General features: G+C 61.3%; 16 protein-coding genes and 1 tRNA gene. 11 read left to right on the top strand and 6 right to left on the bottom strand.

The features are described 5' to 3' along the window. Positions 1-14: 14 nt before the first annotated feature. Genes HMPREF2967_RS05550 through HMPREF2967_RS05565 form a run of 4 tightly spaced genes read left to right on the top strand, consistent with a single transcriptional unit; the run spans position 15 to position 3,253 of the window. Entirely contained in the window at positions 15-1,010 is a 996-nt protein-coding gene (locus HMPREF2967_RS05550; protein ID WP_070522495.1) for a substrate-binding domain-containing protein, read from the top strand. Beyond that, the gene (locus HMPREF2967_RS05555; RefSeq protein ID WP_070685384.1) at positions 1,007-2,065 is read left to right on the top strand and encodes an ABC transporter permease; all 1,059 of its coding nucleotides are present in this window, start codon (positions 1,007-1,009) and stop codon (positions 2,063-2,065) included. The genes HMPREF2967_RS05550 and HMPREF2967_RS05555 overlap by 4 nt, the downstream gene beginning before the upstream one ends. Before the next feature lie 2 nt (positions 2,066-2,067). Beyond that, positions 2,068-2,820, top strand: a complete 753-nt coding sequence (locus HMPREF2967_RS05560) for an ATP-binding cassette domain-containing protein (RefSeq protein ID WP_070685386.1) — start codon at positions 2,068-2,070, stop codon at positions 2,818-2,820. 10 nt (positions 2,821-2,830) lie between these two features. Continuing rightward, positions 2,831-3,253: a holo-ACP synthase AcpS gene (locus HMPREF2967_RS05565; RefSeq protein WP_070685388.1), complete on the top strand. Its 423-nt coding sequence runs from the start codon at positions 2,831-2,833 to the stop codon at positions 3,251-3,253. A gap of 35 nt (positions 3,254-3,288) precedes the next feature. Here HMPREF2967_RS05565 and HMPREF2967_RS05570 read toward each other — a convergent pair whose 3' ends face one another. After that, the gene (locus tag HMPREF2967_RS05570; protein ID WP_070522336.1) at positions 3,289-3,927 is read right to left on the bottom strand and encodes a TetR family transcriptional regulator; all 639 of its coding nucleotides are present in this window, start codon (positions 3,925-3,927) and stop codon (positions 3,289-3,291) included. Between the two features lie 3 nt (positions 3,928-3,930). After that, entirely contained in the window at positions 3,931-4,401 is a 471-nt protein-coding gene (gene bcp, locus HMPREF2967_RS05575) for a thioredoxin-dependent thiol peroxidase (protein ID WP_070522333.1), read from the bottom strand. Positions 4,402-4,588: 187 nt separating this feature from the next. Here bcp and HMPREF2967_RS05580 point away from each other — a divergent pair, with 187 nt between their 5' ends. The 5 genes from HMPREF2967_RS05580 to HMPREF2967_RS05600 all read left to right on the top strand — a co-directional run bounded on the left by HMPREF2967_RS05580 (position 4,589) and on the right by HMPREF2967_RS05600 (position 8,669). Next, positions 4,589-4,867, top strand: coding sequence for a DUF3618 domain-containing protein (locus HMPREF2967_RS05580; RefSeq protein ID WP_010191207.1), 279 nt, complete (start codon positions 4,589-4,591; stop codon positions 4,865-4,867). 268 nt (positions 4,868-5,135) lie between these two features. After that, entirely contained in the window at positions 5,136-6,284 is a 1,149-nt protein-coding gene (locus HMPREF2967_RS05585; protein ID WP_070685390.1) for an ABC transporter substrate-binding protein, read from the top strand. A 2-nt stretch (positions 6,285-6,286) separates the two neighbouring features. Further along, entirely contained in the window at positions 6,287-7,402 is a 1,116-nt protein-coding gene (locus tag HMPREF2967_RS05590) for a FecCD family ABC transporter permease (RefSeq protein ID WP_232770674.1), read from the top strand. Next, entirely contained in the window at positions 7,393-8,154 is a 762-nt protein-coding gene (locus tag HMPREF2967_RS05595; protein WP_070683762.1) for an ABC transporter ATP-binding protein, read from the top strand. Before HMPREF2967_RS05590 ends, HMPREF2967_RS05595 begins: the two co-directional genes overlap by 10 nt. An 11-nt stretch (positions 8,155-8,165) precedes the next feature. Beyond that, entirely contained in the window at positions 8,166-8,669 is a 504-nt protein-coding gene (locus tag HMPREF2967_RS05600) for a 2'-5' RNA ligase (RefSeq protein ID WP_070561406.1), read from the top strand. A 43-nt stretch (positions 8,670-8,712) separates the two neighbouring features. On the opposite strand, the gene HMPREF2967_RS05605 is transcribed toward HMPREF2967_RS05600, so the two are convergent. Further along, a tRNA-Lys gene (locus tag HMPREF2967_RS05605) sits at positions 8,713-8,785 on the bottom strand. Positions 8,786-9,103: 318 nt separating this feature from the next. Between HMPREF2967_RS05605 and HMPREF2967_RS05610 the strand changes: the two genes are divergently transcribed. After that, positions 9,104-10,300, top strand: a complete 1,197-nt coding sequence (locus tag HMPREF2967_RS05610; protein ID WP_198531024.1) for a L,D-transpeptidase — start codon at positions 9,104-9,106, stop codon at positions 10,298-10,300. A 13-nt stretch (positions 10,301-10,313) separates the two neighbouring features. Here HMPREF2967_RS05610 and HMPREF2967_RS05615 read toward each other — a convergent pair whose 3' ends face one another. The 3 genes from HMPREF2967_RS05615 to HMPREF2967_RS05625 form a co-directional block, all read right to left on the bottom strand. Beyond that, positions 10,314-10,859: a DNA-3-methyladenine glycosylase gene (locus tag HMPREF2967_RS05615; protein ID WP_070562190.1), complete on the bottom strand. Its 546-nt coding sequence runs from the start codon at positions 10,857-10,859 to the stop codon at positions 10,314-10,316. A gap of 27 nt (positions 10,860-10,886) precedes the next feature. After that, complete coding sequence (locus HMPREF2967_RS05620; RefSeq protein WP_070562193.1) at positions 10,887-11,747, bottom strand: siderophore-interacting protein; 861 nt, start codon at positions 11,745-11,747, stop codon at positions 10,887-10,889. Between the two features lie 379 nt (positions 11,748-12,126). Beyond that, positions 12,127-13,332 carry a tyrosine-type recombinase/integrase gene (locus tag HMPREF2967_RS05625; protein ID WP_232770676.1) on the bottom strand — a complete coding sequence of 402 codons (1,206 nt, stop codon included), beginning with the start codon at positions 13,330-13,332 and terminating at the stop codon, positions 12,127-12,129. 324 nt (positions 13,333-13,656) lie between these two features. On the opposite strand from HMPREF2967_RS05625, the gene HMPREF2967_RS05630 reads away from it, so the two are divergent. Further along, on the top strand, positions 13,657-13,842 hold the full coding sequence (locus HMPREF2967_RS05630) for a helix-turn-helix transcriptional regulator (RefSeq protein WP_070624967.1): 186 nt from the start codon (positions 13,657-13,659) through the stop codon (positions 13,840-13,842). Positions 13,843-13,964: the final 122 nt, after the last annotated feature.

The following is a 13,964-nucleotide window of genomic DNA, read 5'->3' on the forward strand; positions in this document are numbered from 1 at the left end:
GGCACCATGCAAGGGTGAAAAATGCTAAGAAACCACTGCTAGGTCTCATCTCGGTCGCTGCCGCCGCCGTGCTTACTGCATGTTCGGCCACCGGTGGCGCGCCCCGCCCCGACGCTGACGGCGAGCTAGCCGGTGGCGTCGACACCGAGCGCCTTGTCGTCGCCATGATCTCCCACGGCGCGCCGGGGGATACCTACTGGGACCTCGTGCGCAAGGGCGCGGAGGATGCCGCCCGCAAGGACAATATCGAGCTGCGCTACTCCTCGGACCCGGAAGCGCCCAACCAGGCAAACCTGGTGCAGTCCGCCATCGACTCCGGCGTGGATGGCATCGCCGTGACCATGCCCAACTCTGGTGCGATTGGGCCTGTGGCCAAGAAGGCTTCCGATGCCGGCATCCCGACCGTGGGGCTTAACGCCGGCATGGATGATTACCAGAAGTATGGAATGAGCGCCTTCTTCGGCCAAGAGGAAAAAGTGGCCGGCACCAAGGCCGGCGAGCGCCTCAAGGATGAGGGCGCCAAGCACGTCTTGTGCGTTATCCACGAGCAAGGCAACTCCTCGCAGGAGTCGCGCTGCGCCGGCGTGAAGAAAGGGCTGGACAACGGCAAGGTTGAGCTTCTGTACGTCAACGGCAAGGATCTGACTGCCGCGCAGTCCACCATTAACGCGAAGCTGAGCCAGGATCCCTCCATCGACTGGGTGATGGCGCTGCAGGCCTCCGTGGCTATGCGCTCCGCCGACGCGGTTGCCGACGCCTCCTCCAAGGCCAAGGTCTCCACTTTCGACACCAACGCCGAGCTTGTCGGAGCCATCGCGGATAAGCGCATTCAGTGGGCCGTCGACCAGCAGCCCTATATGCAGGGCTACCTCGCCGTCGACTCGCTGTGGCTGGCACACCGCAACGGATCCACCATGGGCGGCGGCCGCCCGGTTTATACCGGCCCCTCCTTCGTGGATTCCACCAACGTGGACATCATCTCCGAATCCGCTAAGGAAGGTCTGCGATGAGCGAAACCACGACTGCATCAGACGAGGCGCTATCCAGCCCTTCCGATACCCGCCTGACCCGCCGCAGCGGCTTCGCGCGCCTCATCCGCCGCCCGGAGCTGGCCAGTCTGCTCGGCGCGGTGGTCATCTTCGTCCTCTTCATGATCGTGGCGCCCGCCTTCCGCTCGGTGGAGGCCTTCTCTACGGTGCTTTATGCCAGCTCCACGCTGGGCATCGTGGCCTTGGCGGTGGGCCTGCTCATGATTGGTAATGAGTTTGATTTGTCCTCCGGTGTGGCGGTGACGTCCGCGGCGCTTGTGGCCACCATGCTCAACTACAACTTCCACCTCAACTCGTGGGTGGGCGTGGGCCTATCCTTGTTGACCGCCCTGGCCATCGGCGCGCTCAACGGCTTCCTTGTGGTGCGCACAAAGATCGACTCCTTCCTTATTACGCTGGCGGCTTTCCTCATGCTGCAGGGCCTTAACCTGGCGATTACCAAGCTGGTGACCGGCCAGGTGGCCACCCCGACCATCGCTGACATGGAGGGGTTCGGCTCCGCCCGCGTCATTTTTGCCGGCACCATCCACATCGGTGGTTTGAGCATCCGCGCCACCGTCATCTGGTGGATCCTCTTTGTCGCCATCGCCTCGTGGGTGCTGTACAAGACGCGCTGGGGAAACTGGATCTTCGCCGTTGGTGGCGATGATGAAGCCGCCCGCGCCGTCGGCGTTCCCGTGCGCCGCGTCAAGGTGGCGCTGTTCATGCTCGTCGGCTTCGCGGCGTGGTTCGTGGGCATGCACACCCTCTTTGCCTTCGACTCCATCCAGGCCGGCCAGGGCATTGGTAACGAGTTCCTCTACATCATCGCCGCGGTCATTGGCGGCTGCTCCATGACCGGCGGGCGCGGTACCGCGGTAGGCACCGCCATCGGCGCGCTTATCTTCGGCATGACCAACCAGGGCATCGTGTACGCCGGCTGGAACCCCGACTGGTTCAAGTTCTTCCTCGGCGCCATGCTGCTCTTTGCCGTGCTTACGAACACCTCGGTGGCCAACTTTACGAGGAAGCGATAACCATGATTGAGCTGCACGATATGTCCCAAACCTTCGGCAACTTCCACGCCCTGCGCGGCATCAACCTCTCTGTGAAAGAGGGCGCGGTGACCTGCGTGCTGGGTGATAACGGCGCGGGCAAGTCCACGCTGATCAAGATTCTGGCCGGCCTCAACCAGCCCACCGGCGGCACCATCACCGTCGATGGGGAAGAGGTGAACTTCACCAGCCCCCGCGATTCCCTCGACGCCGGTATCGCCACCGTGTACCAGGACTTGGCGCTGGTTCCTTCGCTGTCGGTGTGGCGCAACTTTTTCTTGGGACAGGAGCTCACCGGGGCGTTGGGGAGCTTGCGCGAGGAAGAGATGAAGCGCATTACGCACGAGCAGCTGTCCGAAATGGGCATTGAGCTTGGCGACGTCTCCGTGGAACTCTCCGCGCTCTCCGGCGGTCAGCGCCAGGTGGTGGCGATTGCCCGCGCCATCTACTTCGGCGCGCGCTACATCATCCTGGACGAGCCCACCGCAGCACTCGGCGTGAAGCAGTCGGGCATGGTGCTGCGCTTTATCGACGCCGCCCGCGAACGCGGCATGGGCGTGGTCTTCATTACGCACAACCCGCAGCACGCCTACCTCGTGGGCGATCACTTCATCGTGCTCACGGTGGGGCAGATGTCGCTGGACGCCTCCAAGGAGGAGGTCACGTTGCCGGAGCTGACCCAGTGGATGGCGGGCGGCGACGAGCTGGAGGAGCTCAAACAGGAGCTGGCACGCTAAGCTTGCCCGCATGACAAAAAGTGGCGTGAGCGTGGGCACCGACCTGGTGCACATTCCGTCCTTTGCCCAGCAGCTGGAGGTTCCCGGCACGCGCTTCGCGCAGGTTTTCAGCGCCTCCGAATTGCGCGTGGCGCAGGCCCGGGGGCTGAGCGGTGCTGCCCGCGCGCAGCACCTGGCGGGGCGCTGGGCGGCGAAGGAGGCCTTCATCAAGGCGTGGTCGCAAGCGCTCTACGCGCACCCGCCGGTCATCGCAGAGGAAGCCGTGGACTGGGCGGAGATTGAGGTTCGCCCGGATGCGTGGGGGCGAGTAGCACTCGAGTTGCGTGGTGAGATTGCCCGCCTCGCGCGGGAGTCTTTGGGGGATTTTTCAACTGCGCTGTCCATCAGCCACGATGGCGATTACGCCACCGCCATTGTGTACCTTTCGCGCTAAACGCGCCTGGGCGCCCCTGGCTTCGCTGGGTGTGGCTAGGCGCTCGTGGCGATGGCGAAGAGGTAGGCGATGAGCATGCGCTTAATCTCTTCCACCACGCCATCAAAGCTTTCCTCGGAGCGCATGGTGCTGTAGTTGAGCAGGGAGACCACGGTGTGGACGAGGAAGGCGGCGATCTCCACGCGGGCGTCGGCGTCCATGCCCTGGGCAAGAGGCTCGATGATTTCCGCGATGGGCTTGAGCAGGCTGAGCTCCGTGTCGGCGGCCGTGGCGCGGGTCGCGGGTGTGGACTGCACGGCATGCCACACCGCTCGGCGCGAGGGGTCGTTGCGCCAAACACGAGCCATGCGGTCGATGAATTCTTCGAGGAAGTCCGGCCATTGCAGGGCCGGAACGCGCTGGGAAAAGCGCTCAACCTCAGCCAACATCTCCGCGGTGTCTTGGCGGTCGAGCTCGCAGATCAGCACGTACTTGTTGGCGAAGTACTGGTAGAGCGTGCCAATCGGCACTTCCGCGCGGCGCGAGACCTCGTCGAAAGTAAAGGACTCGAAGCCGTAGTCCACGAGCGTCTCCCGCGCGCAGGACAAGATCCGGTCATACTTGGCCCGGCTGCGCGCCTGCGCTGGGCGACGCCTCGGGACCAGAATCTCCGGTGACTTCGAGCTGGATTCCACGGTTTAGTTGAGCCCCTTAAGCACGCGGGCGACGTGGCCGGTGGCCTTGACGTTGTACATGGCTTGGCCGATCGTGCCGTCCTCTTCTACAAGGAAGGTAGAGCGGATAACGCCTTGGACGATTTTGCCGTAGTTCTTCTTCTCGCCGAAAGCGGCATAAGCTGTCATGACTTCCTTGTCGGGGTCAGACAGCAACGGGAAGTTCAGCTCGTGGTCCTCGCGGAACTTTGCCAGTGCCTCGGGCTTGTCAGGGGAGATTCCCACCACGGCGATGTTCATGTCATTGAGCTGCTCCAGGCTGTCGCGGAAGTCGCAGGCTTCCTTCGTGCAGCCAGGGGTGTTGGCGCGCGGGTAGAAGTAAACCACGACGCGCTGGCCAGCATAGTCACTCAGACTTACGGTGTTGCCGGCATCATCGCTCAAGGAAAAAGCGGGAGCCTTGTCTCCTACGGACAGTCGTTGTGCTTCAGTCATGCTGTCTACCTTACCGTGCCCTACGGGGAGGCTATCTGGCGTATCTACGCCACCGAGGGTGAAACAAACGTTGGCCAACTCTGCAGGGGAGCTGGCGGTCAATGTAGAATGTCGACGTTAGAACCACAACGGTTAGAAAGACACTAACCGCAGCAACACCGAACGAAGCCAAATTCAGGAGATTCACGTGGCACGCAACATTGATGATATCCAGCGCGACATCGAGCGCACCCGCCGTCAGCTGGCTAGCACCTTGGATGAGCTGGCTGATCGCAGCAAGCCGCAGAACTTCGTCGAGGACGCTAAGGGCGCGGCAACCCAGAAGCTGCAGGAGCGCAATGTGCAGATGGCGCTCGCCGGCGTTGGTGCAGCCGTCGTAGGCCTTATCGCTTTCTCCGTTTTCCGCTCCAAGCGCCGCAAGTCCGATATCAAGGAACTGCAGCGCCTGCTCGCTGAGCGTCGCTAGAGCCGGTTAGCGCCGTTGGGCGCGACTGCATACCTAGAGGCCCTGCCTTGGGAAATACCCCGGGGTGGGGCATTTTTGCGCTCCGCATGCGTTACTGGAAGCATTGCCTACTCTATGCAGGCTTTGGGTAGCCTTACCTGTCTGTGTAGTATGAACCTCCGAACAGACCATAAGACCAAAGTTTGAAGGAGAAATCGTGCTTCACGTATCGACGCCTGCAGGCCAGGCATCCCGTCCGCGCGCCGGGCGAGTAGTAGGGGCGTGCGCCATGGTGGCGGCGCTGGCCAGCGCGCTGGCGGGCTGTGCCTCCGACAATGCCGATGCCGGCAGCGAGCAGGCCACGGGAGCGCAGGGGACTGCCGCTGTGAGTTTCACAGACCTTGCCGGCCGCCAGGTGGAGCTGGACCACGCGCCGGAACGCGTCATCCTGGGAGAAGGCCGCAGCGTCTTTGCCACCGGCATCCTCAACAAGGAAGACCCGCTGGACAAGGTCGTGGCCATCGGATCGGACCTGAAGCAGAATGTGCCCGACTACTACCGCGAGCTGGAAAAGACCGCGCCCAAGGTCAACGAGCTGCCGGAAATCGGCGGCTTCACCAAGGGCGATGTCACTGTGGAGGAGCTCATCAGCCTCGACCCGGACCTCATCGTGCTCTCCAAGGATCAGTACGAGGCCTCCCAGACCGCTGGGCTCACCGACAAGCTGGATCAGGCCGGCCTGACCTATGCCGTCACGGACTTCCGCGCCAAGCCCTTGGAGAACACCATTCCCACCATGGAAATCTTCGCCGATATCTTCGGCCACGAGGAGCGCGCGGAGGAGTTCATCGCGGACTGGCAAAAGAACGTGGACCTGGTGACCGAGCGTGCCACGAAAGCACAGGACAAGCCCTCCACCTTCGTGTGGCGCGCAGCGGGTGTCTCCGACTGTTGCGGCTCGTGGAATGACTCCAACATTTCTGAGCTGGTCAACGTCGCCGGTGGAAAGAACGTGGCAGACGGCATCATCGAGGGTGAGTCCGGCGCGCTGACCCCGGAGAAGGTCATCGACGCCGATCCCGACATGATCATTGCCACCGGCGGCGACTGGTCCGCCAAAGTGGATAACGCAAAGGGCCACACCGGTTTCGCTGCCGCCGGCTATGGCATCAGCGAAAAGGATGCCCACGACAGCGCCGCTTCGCTGGCCGGCGTCCAACCTGGTTTTGAGGACCTCTCCGCCGTCAAGGAGCACAACCTCCACGGCCTGTGGCACCAGTTCTACAACTCGCCCTTCAACTACCTGGCGCTCCTTCAGATCGCCGCGTGGCTCCACCCAGAGGACTACGCAGACGTCAACGTCCAGCAAGAATGGGCCGAAGCCCAAGAGAAATACTCGCCCGTCCCCGGCGACGGAACCTTCTTCAGCACCAACTAGTCATGAGCATTCTCACCTCAACCGCGCGCTCGGCAAGCCCTGAACGGACCACGCGCGCAGAAACCGCGGTGCTTCCCGTGGAGGCCCTGGCACGCGAGCACTCCCGCGTGACACGCCGCCGCATCGCCATCGTCGCCGGGCTTATCGGCGTAGCGCTCGCCGCATTCGTTGTTAGCGTGATCGTTGGCGCCATCGACCTCACCCCGGGGCAGGTGCTGCGGGGGATGGTGGATCCGGGAGGCGTCGACAAGCAAACGCGTACAGTCCTGTGGAGCCTGCGCCTGCCTATGGCCGTCATGGCGCTGCTTATTGGGGCCAGCCTGTCACTGGCTGGCGCGCAGATGCAGACCATCCTGGATAATCCGCTGGCGGAGCCCTTTACCCTCGGAATCTCCGCGGCGGCTGCCTTCGGCGGGGCCAGCGCCATCGTGTTGCGTTGGCAGCTTCTGGCCCAGCCGCAGTTCAACCTCGCGCTCATCGCGTGGCTGTCGGCGGCGCTGGCCACGGCCATCATCGTCGTCGCCGCCGTCATCCGCGGTGCGAAGTCCGAAACGATGGTGCTTCTCGGCATCGGCCTCGTCTTCTTCTTCCAAGCCATGCTGGCGCTCATTCAATACCGCTCTTCCAGCGAGGCTCTCCAGCAGATCGTCTTTTGGTCCATGGGTTCGCTTACCCGCGCCAGCTGGCAGGCCAACGCCGTGCTGGCCGGCGTGCTTGCGGTGGCCTTGCCCATCCTGGGAGCGCTGTCGTGGCGGCTGACGGCGCTGCGGCTTGGTGACGCCCGCGCCACCGCCCTCGGTATCAACACCTCCCGCCTACGCGTGATTGTTCTCGTCGTGGTCTCGCTCGTCGCGGCCACCACCGTGGCTTTCGCCGGCATCATCGGTTTTATCGGCCTGGTGGGCCCGCACATCGCGCGCATGTTGGTGGGTGAGGACCAGCGTTACTTCGTGCCGGCCTCCATGGCCGCAGGCGCGGCGGTGATGTGCGCCGCCCACGCGCTCAGCCTCCTGATTAAGCCCGGGCTGGCCATCCCCATCGGCATCGTCACCTCGCTTCTGGGCGTGCCATTCTTCATCGCCATCGTCATGACTCGGAGGAGGGCATTGTGGACGTAGAACTCACCATCACCGATCTATCTGCCGGCTATGGCTCGCGCACGGTGGTGGACGGGCTGAGCCTTCCCACCCTGCGCGGCGGGCAGGTCGTGGGGCTGCTGGGGCCGAACGCATCCGGCAAGACCACCACCATCAAGACGCTCGCCGGCGTGCACCGCGCGCGGGGCGGCACGGTGGACTTTCGCGTCGACGGCCAGAGCCCGCGCGGACAGCGGCGCCGCCAGCTCATCGGCTATGTGCCGCAGGGCCTGCCACACACCGCGGCGCTGCGCGCGTTTGAGGCGGTGCTGATTGCGGCGCGGCGCGAAGCGTGCGAGGACCCAATCACCCGCACCGCCGCGGTCCTGCACTCCATGGGGCTCGACGACATTGCGCAGCGCTACCTCAACGAGCTCTCCGGCGGCCAACGCCAGCTCGTCGCCGTGGCGCAGATGCTGGTGGGGACCCCTGGGCTCATGCTTCTCGACGAACCCACCTCCGCCCTCGACCTCAACCGGCAGCTCTTCGTCTTGGGCCGCGTGCGGGCAAAAGCTCGGGAGGAAGGAAGCCTCGCGTTGGTGGCGATTCATGACATCAACCTGGCCGCCCGGATGTGCGACCAGCTCGTCGTGCTCCATGGCGGCAAGGCCTGCGCCCATGGCGCGCCGGGGGAGGTGCTCACGGAGGAGCTCTTGCGCGAGGTCTACGGCGTAGAGACGGATGTGCTGGACCACTGCGGGCAACCCGTCGTGGCGCTGCGGGAGGTTAGTTAGACTCGGGCCGTGTGAGCCGAAATTCGCCCGAAAACCTCCTGTTGTACCTCACCCCGGAGGATGAAAACACCATCCGGGACGTCTATGCTGCCCTGGCTCAGCGTGGCTTTCCGGTGCAGCACCAGCGCCCGCACATTACGGTGACGTTCGCGCCGGCGCTCGAGACCGCAGTCGTCGACGAGGCCCGCAACCTGCTCCCGCCGCTTCTGCCCGCGGCCTTTCGCCGCGTGGGCACGGTGGTCTTTGGGACGAAGAGTAAACAGACCGTGGCGTGGCTTTTAGAAACCACGGATGAGCTGGAATCCGCCGCGCGCCGCCTCAGTGCCTCGAACCCGGAGGGGAGGGGCCCGCGGTGGACCCCGCACCTGACGATGGGTCTGCGGCTGCCGCGAGCGATGGTGCCGGAGTACATGCGGGCGCTCGATGAAATCTCGACCTTTGAGCACAAGGAATTCACGGCGGCGCAGGCCGCGTGGTGGCGGCCCAAGACGCAGCAGCTCGAGGTCTTGGGCTAGGATCGGAAAAGCCCCTCACCACGGGGGTGAGGGGCTTGAACTGTGCGCCATCAGGGACTTGAACCCCGAACCCACTGATTAAGAGTCAGTTGCTCTGCCAATTGAGCTAATGGCGCTTGGTGTTTCTGACCGGCTCTGATTTCCTCAGTGCCTGCCGTGCAACGAGATGTAACTTTAACACCCTCTTCGTAAAAAGGTAAAATCGCCAGGTAAATGGGTGTTTTCTGCGATCAATGCCATGGCTAAATGCTTCTCTCAAAGAGTCGCGGGTGTGGAAGTCTGACGGGTGGGTAACGAAACGGTTAAGAGCGGTGGCGCTAACTGGTTCGTAGGGTGCGTGTGCGGTTAGGCTATGTGCACTCTTATTATTGTCTGCGTCTTTCTATGAGCTAGGGGTTTGTGTGCATTCTCTATTCCCTTCCGCACGTCCCGCAATGCTTCTCTCGAGTATCGTTGCGACCGCTTCACTCTTAACCGCCTGCACCATTGGTGGTGCCGCGGATTCCGGTCCGGCCACTGACCAATCGGAGGCTGACGTCAAAGCGAGCGCTTCGGCGGAAGCATCGGCGTCGGCAGCCGCCAAGGCGAAGCAGCTGAAGTTTTCCGTCAAGGATGGTGCGAGCGACGTCGATCCCTCCAAGCCGGTTGAGGTTACGTCCCCGGCCGGGCTTAAGTCGGTGACAATGACCAACGAAGCCGGCATCGAAGTGGACGATGAGCTGTCATCTGATTCGAAGACGTGGAAGAGTGCAGAAGTGCTGGGGTATAACCGCACCTACACCATTGACGCTACGGACAAGGACGGCACCCATAAAACCATCACCTTCACCACCCCGCAGGCAGCAGGCGTGTCCGAAGTGGCCTTGAGTCCGATACCGGATTCTGAGGTGGGGGTTGGCCAGGTTATCGGCGTGCGTTTCGGAAACTACGTCACCGACCGCAAGGCGGCCGAAGAGGCAATCACAGTCAAGACCGAGCCTGCCGTTGAAGGTGCTTTCTACTGGGTCAACAACCAGGAAGTGCGGTGGCGCCCGGAAAACTACTGGGAACCCGGCACGAAAGTGACCGTCGATGTCGACCTGTACGGCCGCAACCTCGGCGGCGGCATCTACGGCGGTGAGGATGCTTCCACAAACTTCACCATTGGTGACCGCGTCATCGCGCTGATCGACAACAACACGAAGATGATGTCGGTGTTCAAAAACGGTGAAGTGCTGCGCCGTTTGCCTGTTTCGATGGGCAGGGATGGTCAGTGGGATACCCCGAACGGCACCTATGTCATCGGTGACAAGTACCCGTCCCTCGTTATGGACTCCACTACCTTCGGCCTGGCTCTCGATGCCGGCGGCTACAGGACTGATGTTCAGTGGGCAACCCAGATGTCGTACTCGGGTATCTATGTCCACTCAGCTCCGTGGGCAGTTGGCGCGCTGGGCAGCTATAACCAGTCCCATGGCTGTATCAATGTAACCCCCGAGGCCGCTCAGTGGTTCCAGAATACGGTCAAGCGCGGCGATATTGTGAGGGTCTCCAACACCGGCGGCGGCGTGCTGAGCCCGCTCGATGGTCTGGGTGATTGGAACATGGACTGGGCTTCTTGGTCTGCAGGCAACGCTACCGCTAATCAGTAGCGGCCGGGCAGCACTAGCGCGGCAGACCGCGGCGTCGAGACACTGTCTTGTCAAAGGGAATCCAAAACCGCAGGGCGGCGTCCTGGTTCTTTGAGATGCCGATGCGCGGCCCGCGGACCCACTCAGGTTCCTTATCGCGTTGTTTAAGGCGAATGGGCGTGCCGTTGTCCGCGATACTGAAGCCAAGGGCCCTGCCTAAATTTCCCGGTCCGCGGGCGAGGTTATGAAATTCCGTGTCGCCCCGGCGTTGGTAGGCAAGGTCTACTCCGTCGATGACTTCCCCGCCGCGGAGCAAGCAACCCTGACCGGTTCCTTCGGGCGCGCAGACGATGTTGCCGTTCCGGTGGATGCCGTAGGACATGTAGACGTAGAGGCGGCCGGGCGGGCCGAACATGGCGGCGTTGCGCGGGGTGCGGCCGTTGAAGGTGTGAGAGGCCTCATCGTCTGCGCCGAGGTAAGCCTCGACCTCCGTGATGCGCACCGAAACGCCGTTGTGCGTGAGCACCGTGCCCAGAAGCTGGGGAGCAACGACGTCGGCGGTGTCGGTGAAATCGATCATTGCCGCAGTCTAACGCGAAAACAAACGTTAGGCCTTAGCTCGTTCTTCCTCGGCCTCAATCTCTGCGTTGAAATTACGCTTGGAGGCCTGCCACTGGTCCTCAGTCATTCCGATACGCCAGTAGCCAGAGATAGAAACGTCTTCCTTGGGAATCCCGGATTCAACGAAAAGGAAGCGACGAAGCTCTTTGATCATTTCGGCGACTCCGTGGATGAACCATCCGGTTTTCTTCTCCTGGGGGATACCAGCCGCGCGGACCACACGGGATAGCTCAGTACCGTGGGTAGCGCCATTGCGGACTACCCAGGTGATTTCCACGCCATCGCGGGTGGGCAGTTCAAACGTGCGGTCTTCGGCTTCGATCTCGATATATGCAGTCGCAGTCGCGCCGTCGGGAAGCCGCTTCAAGCCAGCGCTGATGGCCGGTGCTGCAGACTCGTCGCCGGCGAACACAAAGTGCTCATAGTCTTTGGTTGGTCCCCACGCGCCACCAGGGCCGAGGAAACCGAGCTTCTCTCCAACCTCGGCTCTGCGTGCCCAAGGGCCAGCCAGGCCGGAATCACCGTGGGACACAAAGTCGATGTCGAAATCCCCGGTTTCTGAGTTCACGTTGATCAGGGTGTAGGTGCGGAGAATTGGCTGCTTGTCGCGCGGTTGCTCTGCGCGAATCTGCTCGATATTAAACGGCCAGGAGTAGTCGGCACCTTCTGGCACGAACAACAACTTGATGTAGTGATCTGTAAACTCCAGCTCCTTGCCTATGAATGCTGGGGAGCTCATGTGTAACCGAACCAGGTCTGGAGATACTTGGCGGCGGCCAGTCACGGTCGCTTCATGTGCCTTGCGGGGTTTGCGCTTCGGCGCTGCCTCTTTAACCTGGTCAGCCATTGTCATCACTATCCTTGCTATCTCTTCAAGAGCTTAGATCTTCTGTGAGGGCAGAAGCCTACATACTCTAAGTTTAGGTAAGGCTAACATACTCAAGTCCGGCTGGTTGTGGGGCTTGGTGGTGCGCGGGTGCGGTGGCTCAATGCAAAAAGTTGACCCCGCATCCTACTCAAGCGGAAAGCGGGGTCTATTCAGGGTGGCTGACGGGCTCGAACCCGCGACACGCAGGGTCTTGACGTGAAACTTCAGTACCTGTACGTATGTGGCAGTAGTAGGAGTTCAACGCGATTTTATCTACTGTCATCTACTGTCGGGTACGTACTGTTACTGACCCGTATAACGTACTTTTTAACGTACTTCTACGTACTGCTACTGAGCGCTACGACCGTGCTTGTCTGGTCGCGCGAATGAGCGCCTCGACGTTCGCCCTATCGTTGTAGTACTTGTCGGCGACCTGCTCCGTGTGACCGAAAATATCCGCCCGTGTCCTCGCATCCATCACGTCCGCATACACCCCGTGCAAGGTTGCTCGCCAGGAATGACTGCGAAGGTCGCGCAGAATCTCTACGCCCGTCTCCTCGGCAATCTGCTTGTACAGCTCCGGTACCTTGTCGTCGGCGTTGGTCGCGTCCCAGGGTCTCGCCGTCGTCGTTGGTGAGCCGACTACGTACCGCTCGCCGTCCTCGCGGTGCTGTCTTAAGTAGTCCGATACGTCGGTCCTCAGGATAGGGATATAGCGGCCTTTTTCTTTGCCCTTACGTCCCTTAACGATGTTGCGCGTCGCGTTGATGATGATGTTCTCGCCGTCGTCTTCCACGTGCCCCCACTTAAGCCTATTGGCCTCTGAGATGCGCAGGCCTGTAACTGCTTGCAGCAGTGTTAACCGCGTGATACGTGCATGTGCGTTAATCGTTGATTGTCGCGCCCCGCCCTTCTTAGGCTCCACCAGTGGCCCGGTTACGTCGCGCGTTAATAAGTGCTTTATTACTAGCTCGTATTCACCGTAAGTAAGTGTTCTACGGCCGTTCGCCTCGTCTTTCCCTTGTGTTCGAATGTCTAGCTTTACGTCCCGTATGGGGTTTCCTGGGATGACCCCAGCGCGGACAAGTGCGTCGGCGATGTACCTCGAAAGTACAGTTCTTGCGCTCGACACACTGCCTGGATGTGTCTTCGCTACAGCCTGTAGCGTCTCTTCAAGCACTTGGAACTGCATCGCGTCGAAAACGCTGTACCCCTTGAGTTCTGCCGCGACCAGATTCAGCGATGCGAGATACCGTCGCTTCGACAGATCCTTGAGGTCGGATGATTCTTCAATCTTCGGTCGCGTGACCTCGTTAATGTACGTCGTCATTGGCGTGCGTGGCGTCCAGGTCGTGGAAGTCGTTGCAAGCAGTTCCTCGGCCTTGCGTCGTGCCCTCGCTCGCACCTCGCCCTTGGTCTTGCCCTTCGACCGCTTGGGTACAAGCCGCCCGTTGTGCAGTCGTACTGACCAGTCGAGTTGCCAGCCGGTCGGTGTCTTCCTCGGTGTGTTTCGGTCGATTGAGGTTTTCCCCGGTTCGATATACGTCTTCGCTGCAGTGCTCATATCTTTAACGTACTCTATAACGCGGGTTCGAGTCTAGTTGCGCTGCATTTGACAGTCCGCTACAGTAGTTACTGCGCGAAAGTTCTCGCTTTGCTAGAGACTTTGTAAGCCGTGAAATAACTTCAATCGTATGCGTACCGGCGAAGTCAAGCCGGTGGTGTCGCTCACCGCCCCTTAGGCAAGGAAACACGCGTATGAGGGTGACAGGAATCGCTGGTTCGGGTTCGCTACCTGGTAAAACATCGGCAACAGTAGGCCGCCAGACATAAAACCGGGAAGACTTTAACTCCTGCCGGATAGTTTGACTATCCGCAGGAAATTTTTATGTCCCCGGCTTTTCTCAAGACCCCTGAGGCCGCTGCTTATCTCGGTCTGTCCCCGCGCTCGCTCGAATTTTGGCGCTACAAGGGTAAAGGCCCCCGTTATTCACGCCTTGGCCGCTCTGTCGTCTACGCGGTTAGCGACCTCGATGACTTCGCCCGCGCTCGCGCTGTTGAGGGTGGTGCGTAGCCATGCAGCAAAAGAAAAACTCCGCTGCTGGAACAGCGGAGCTAAATAAAAAACACTTCGCTTACAAGACTACGCGAATCATTGCCGACCCGCAAGGATTAAATTCACGCCTGCGTGCATTC

Origin of the sequence: Corynebacterium sp. HMSC059E07 (assembly GCF_001814395.1) — a bacterium.
Taxonomy (GTDB): Bacteria; Actinomycetota; Actinomycetes; order Mycobacteriales; family Mycobacteriaceae; genus Corynebacterium; species Corynebacterium hesseae.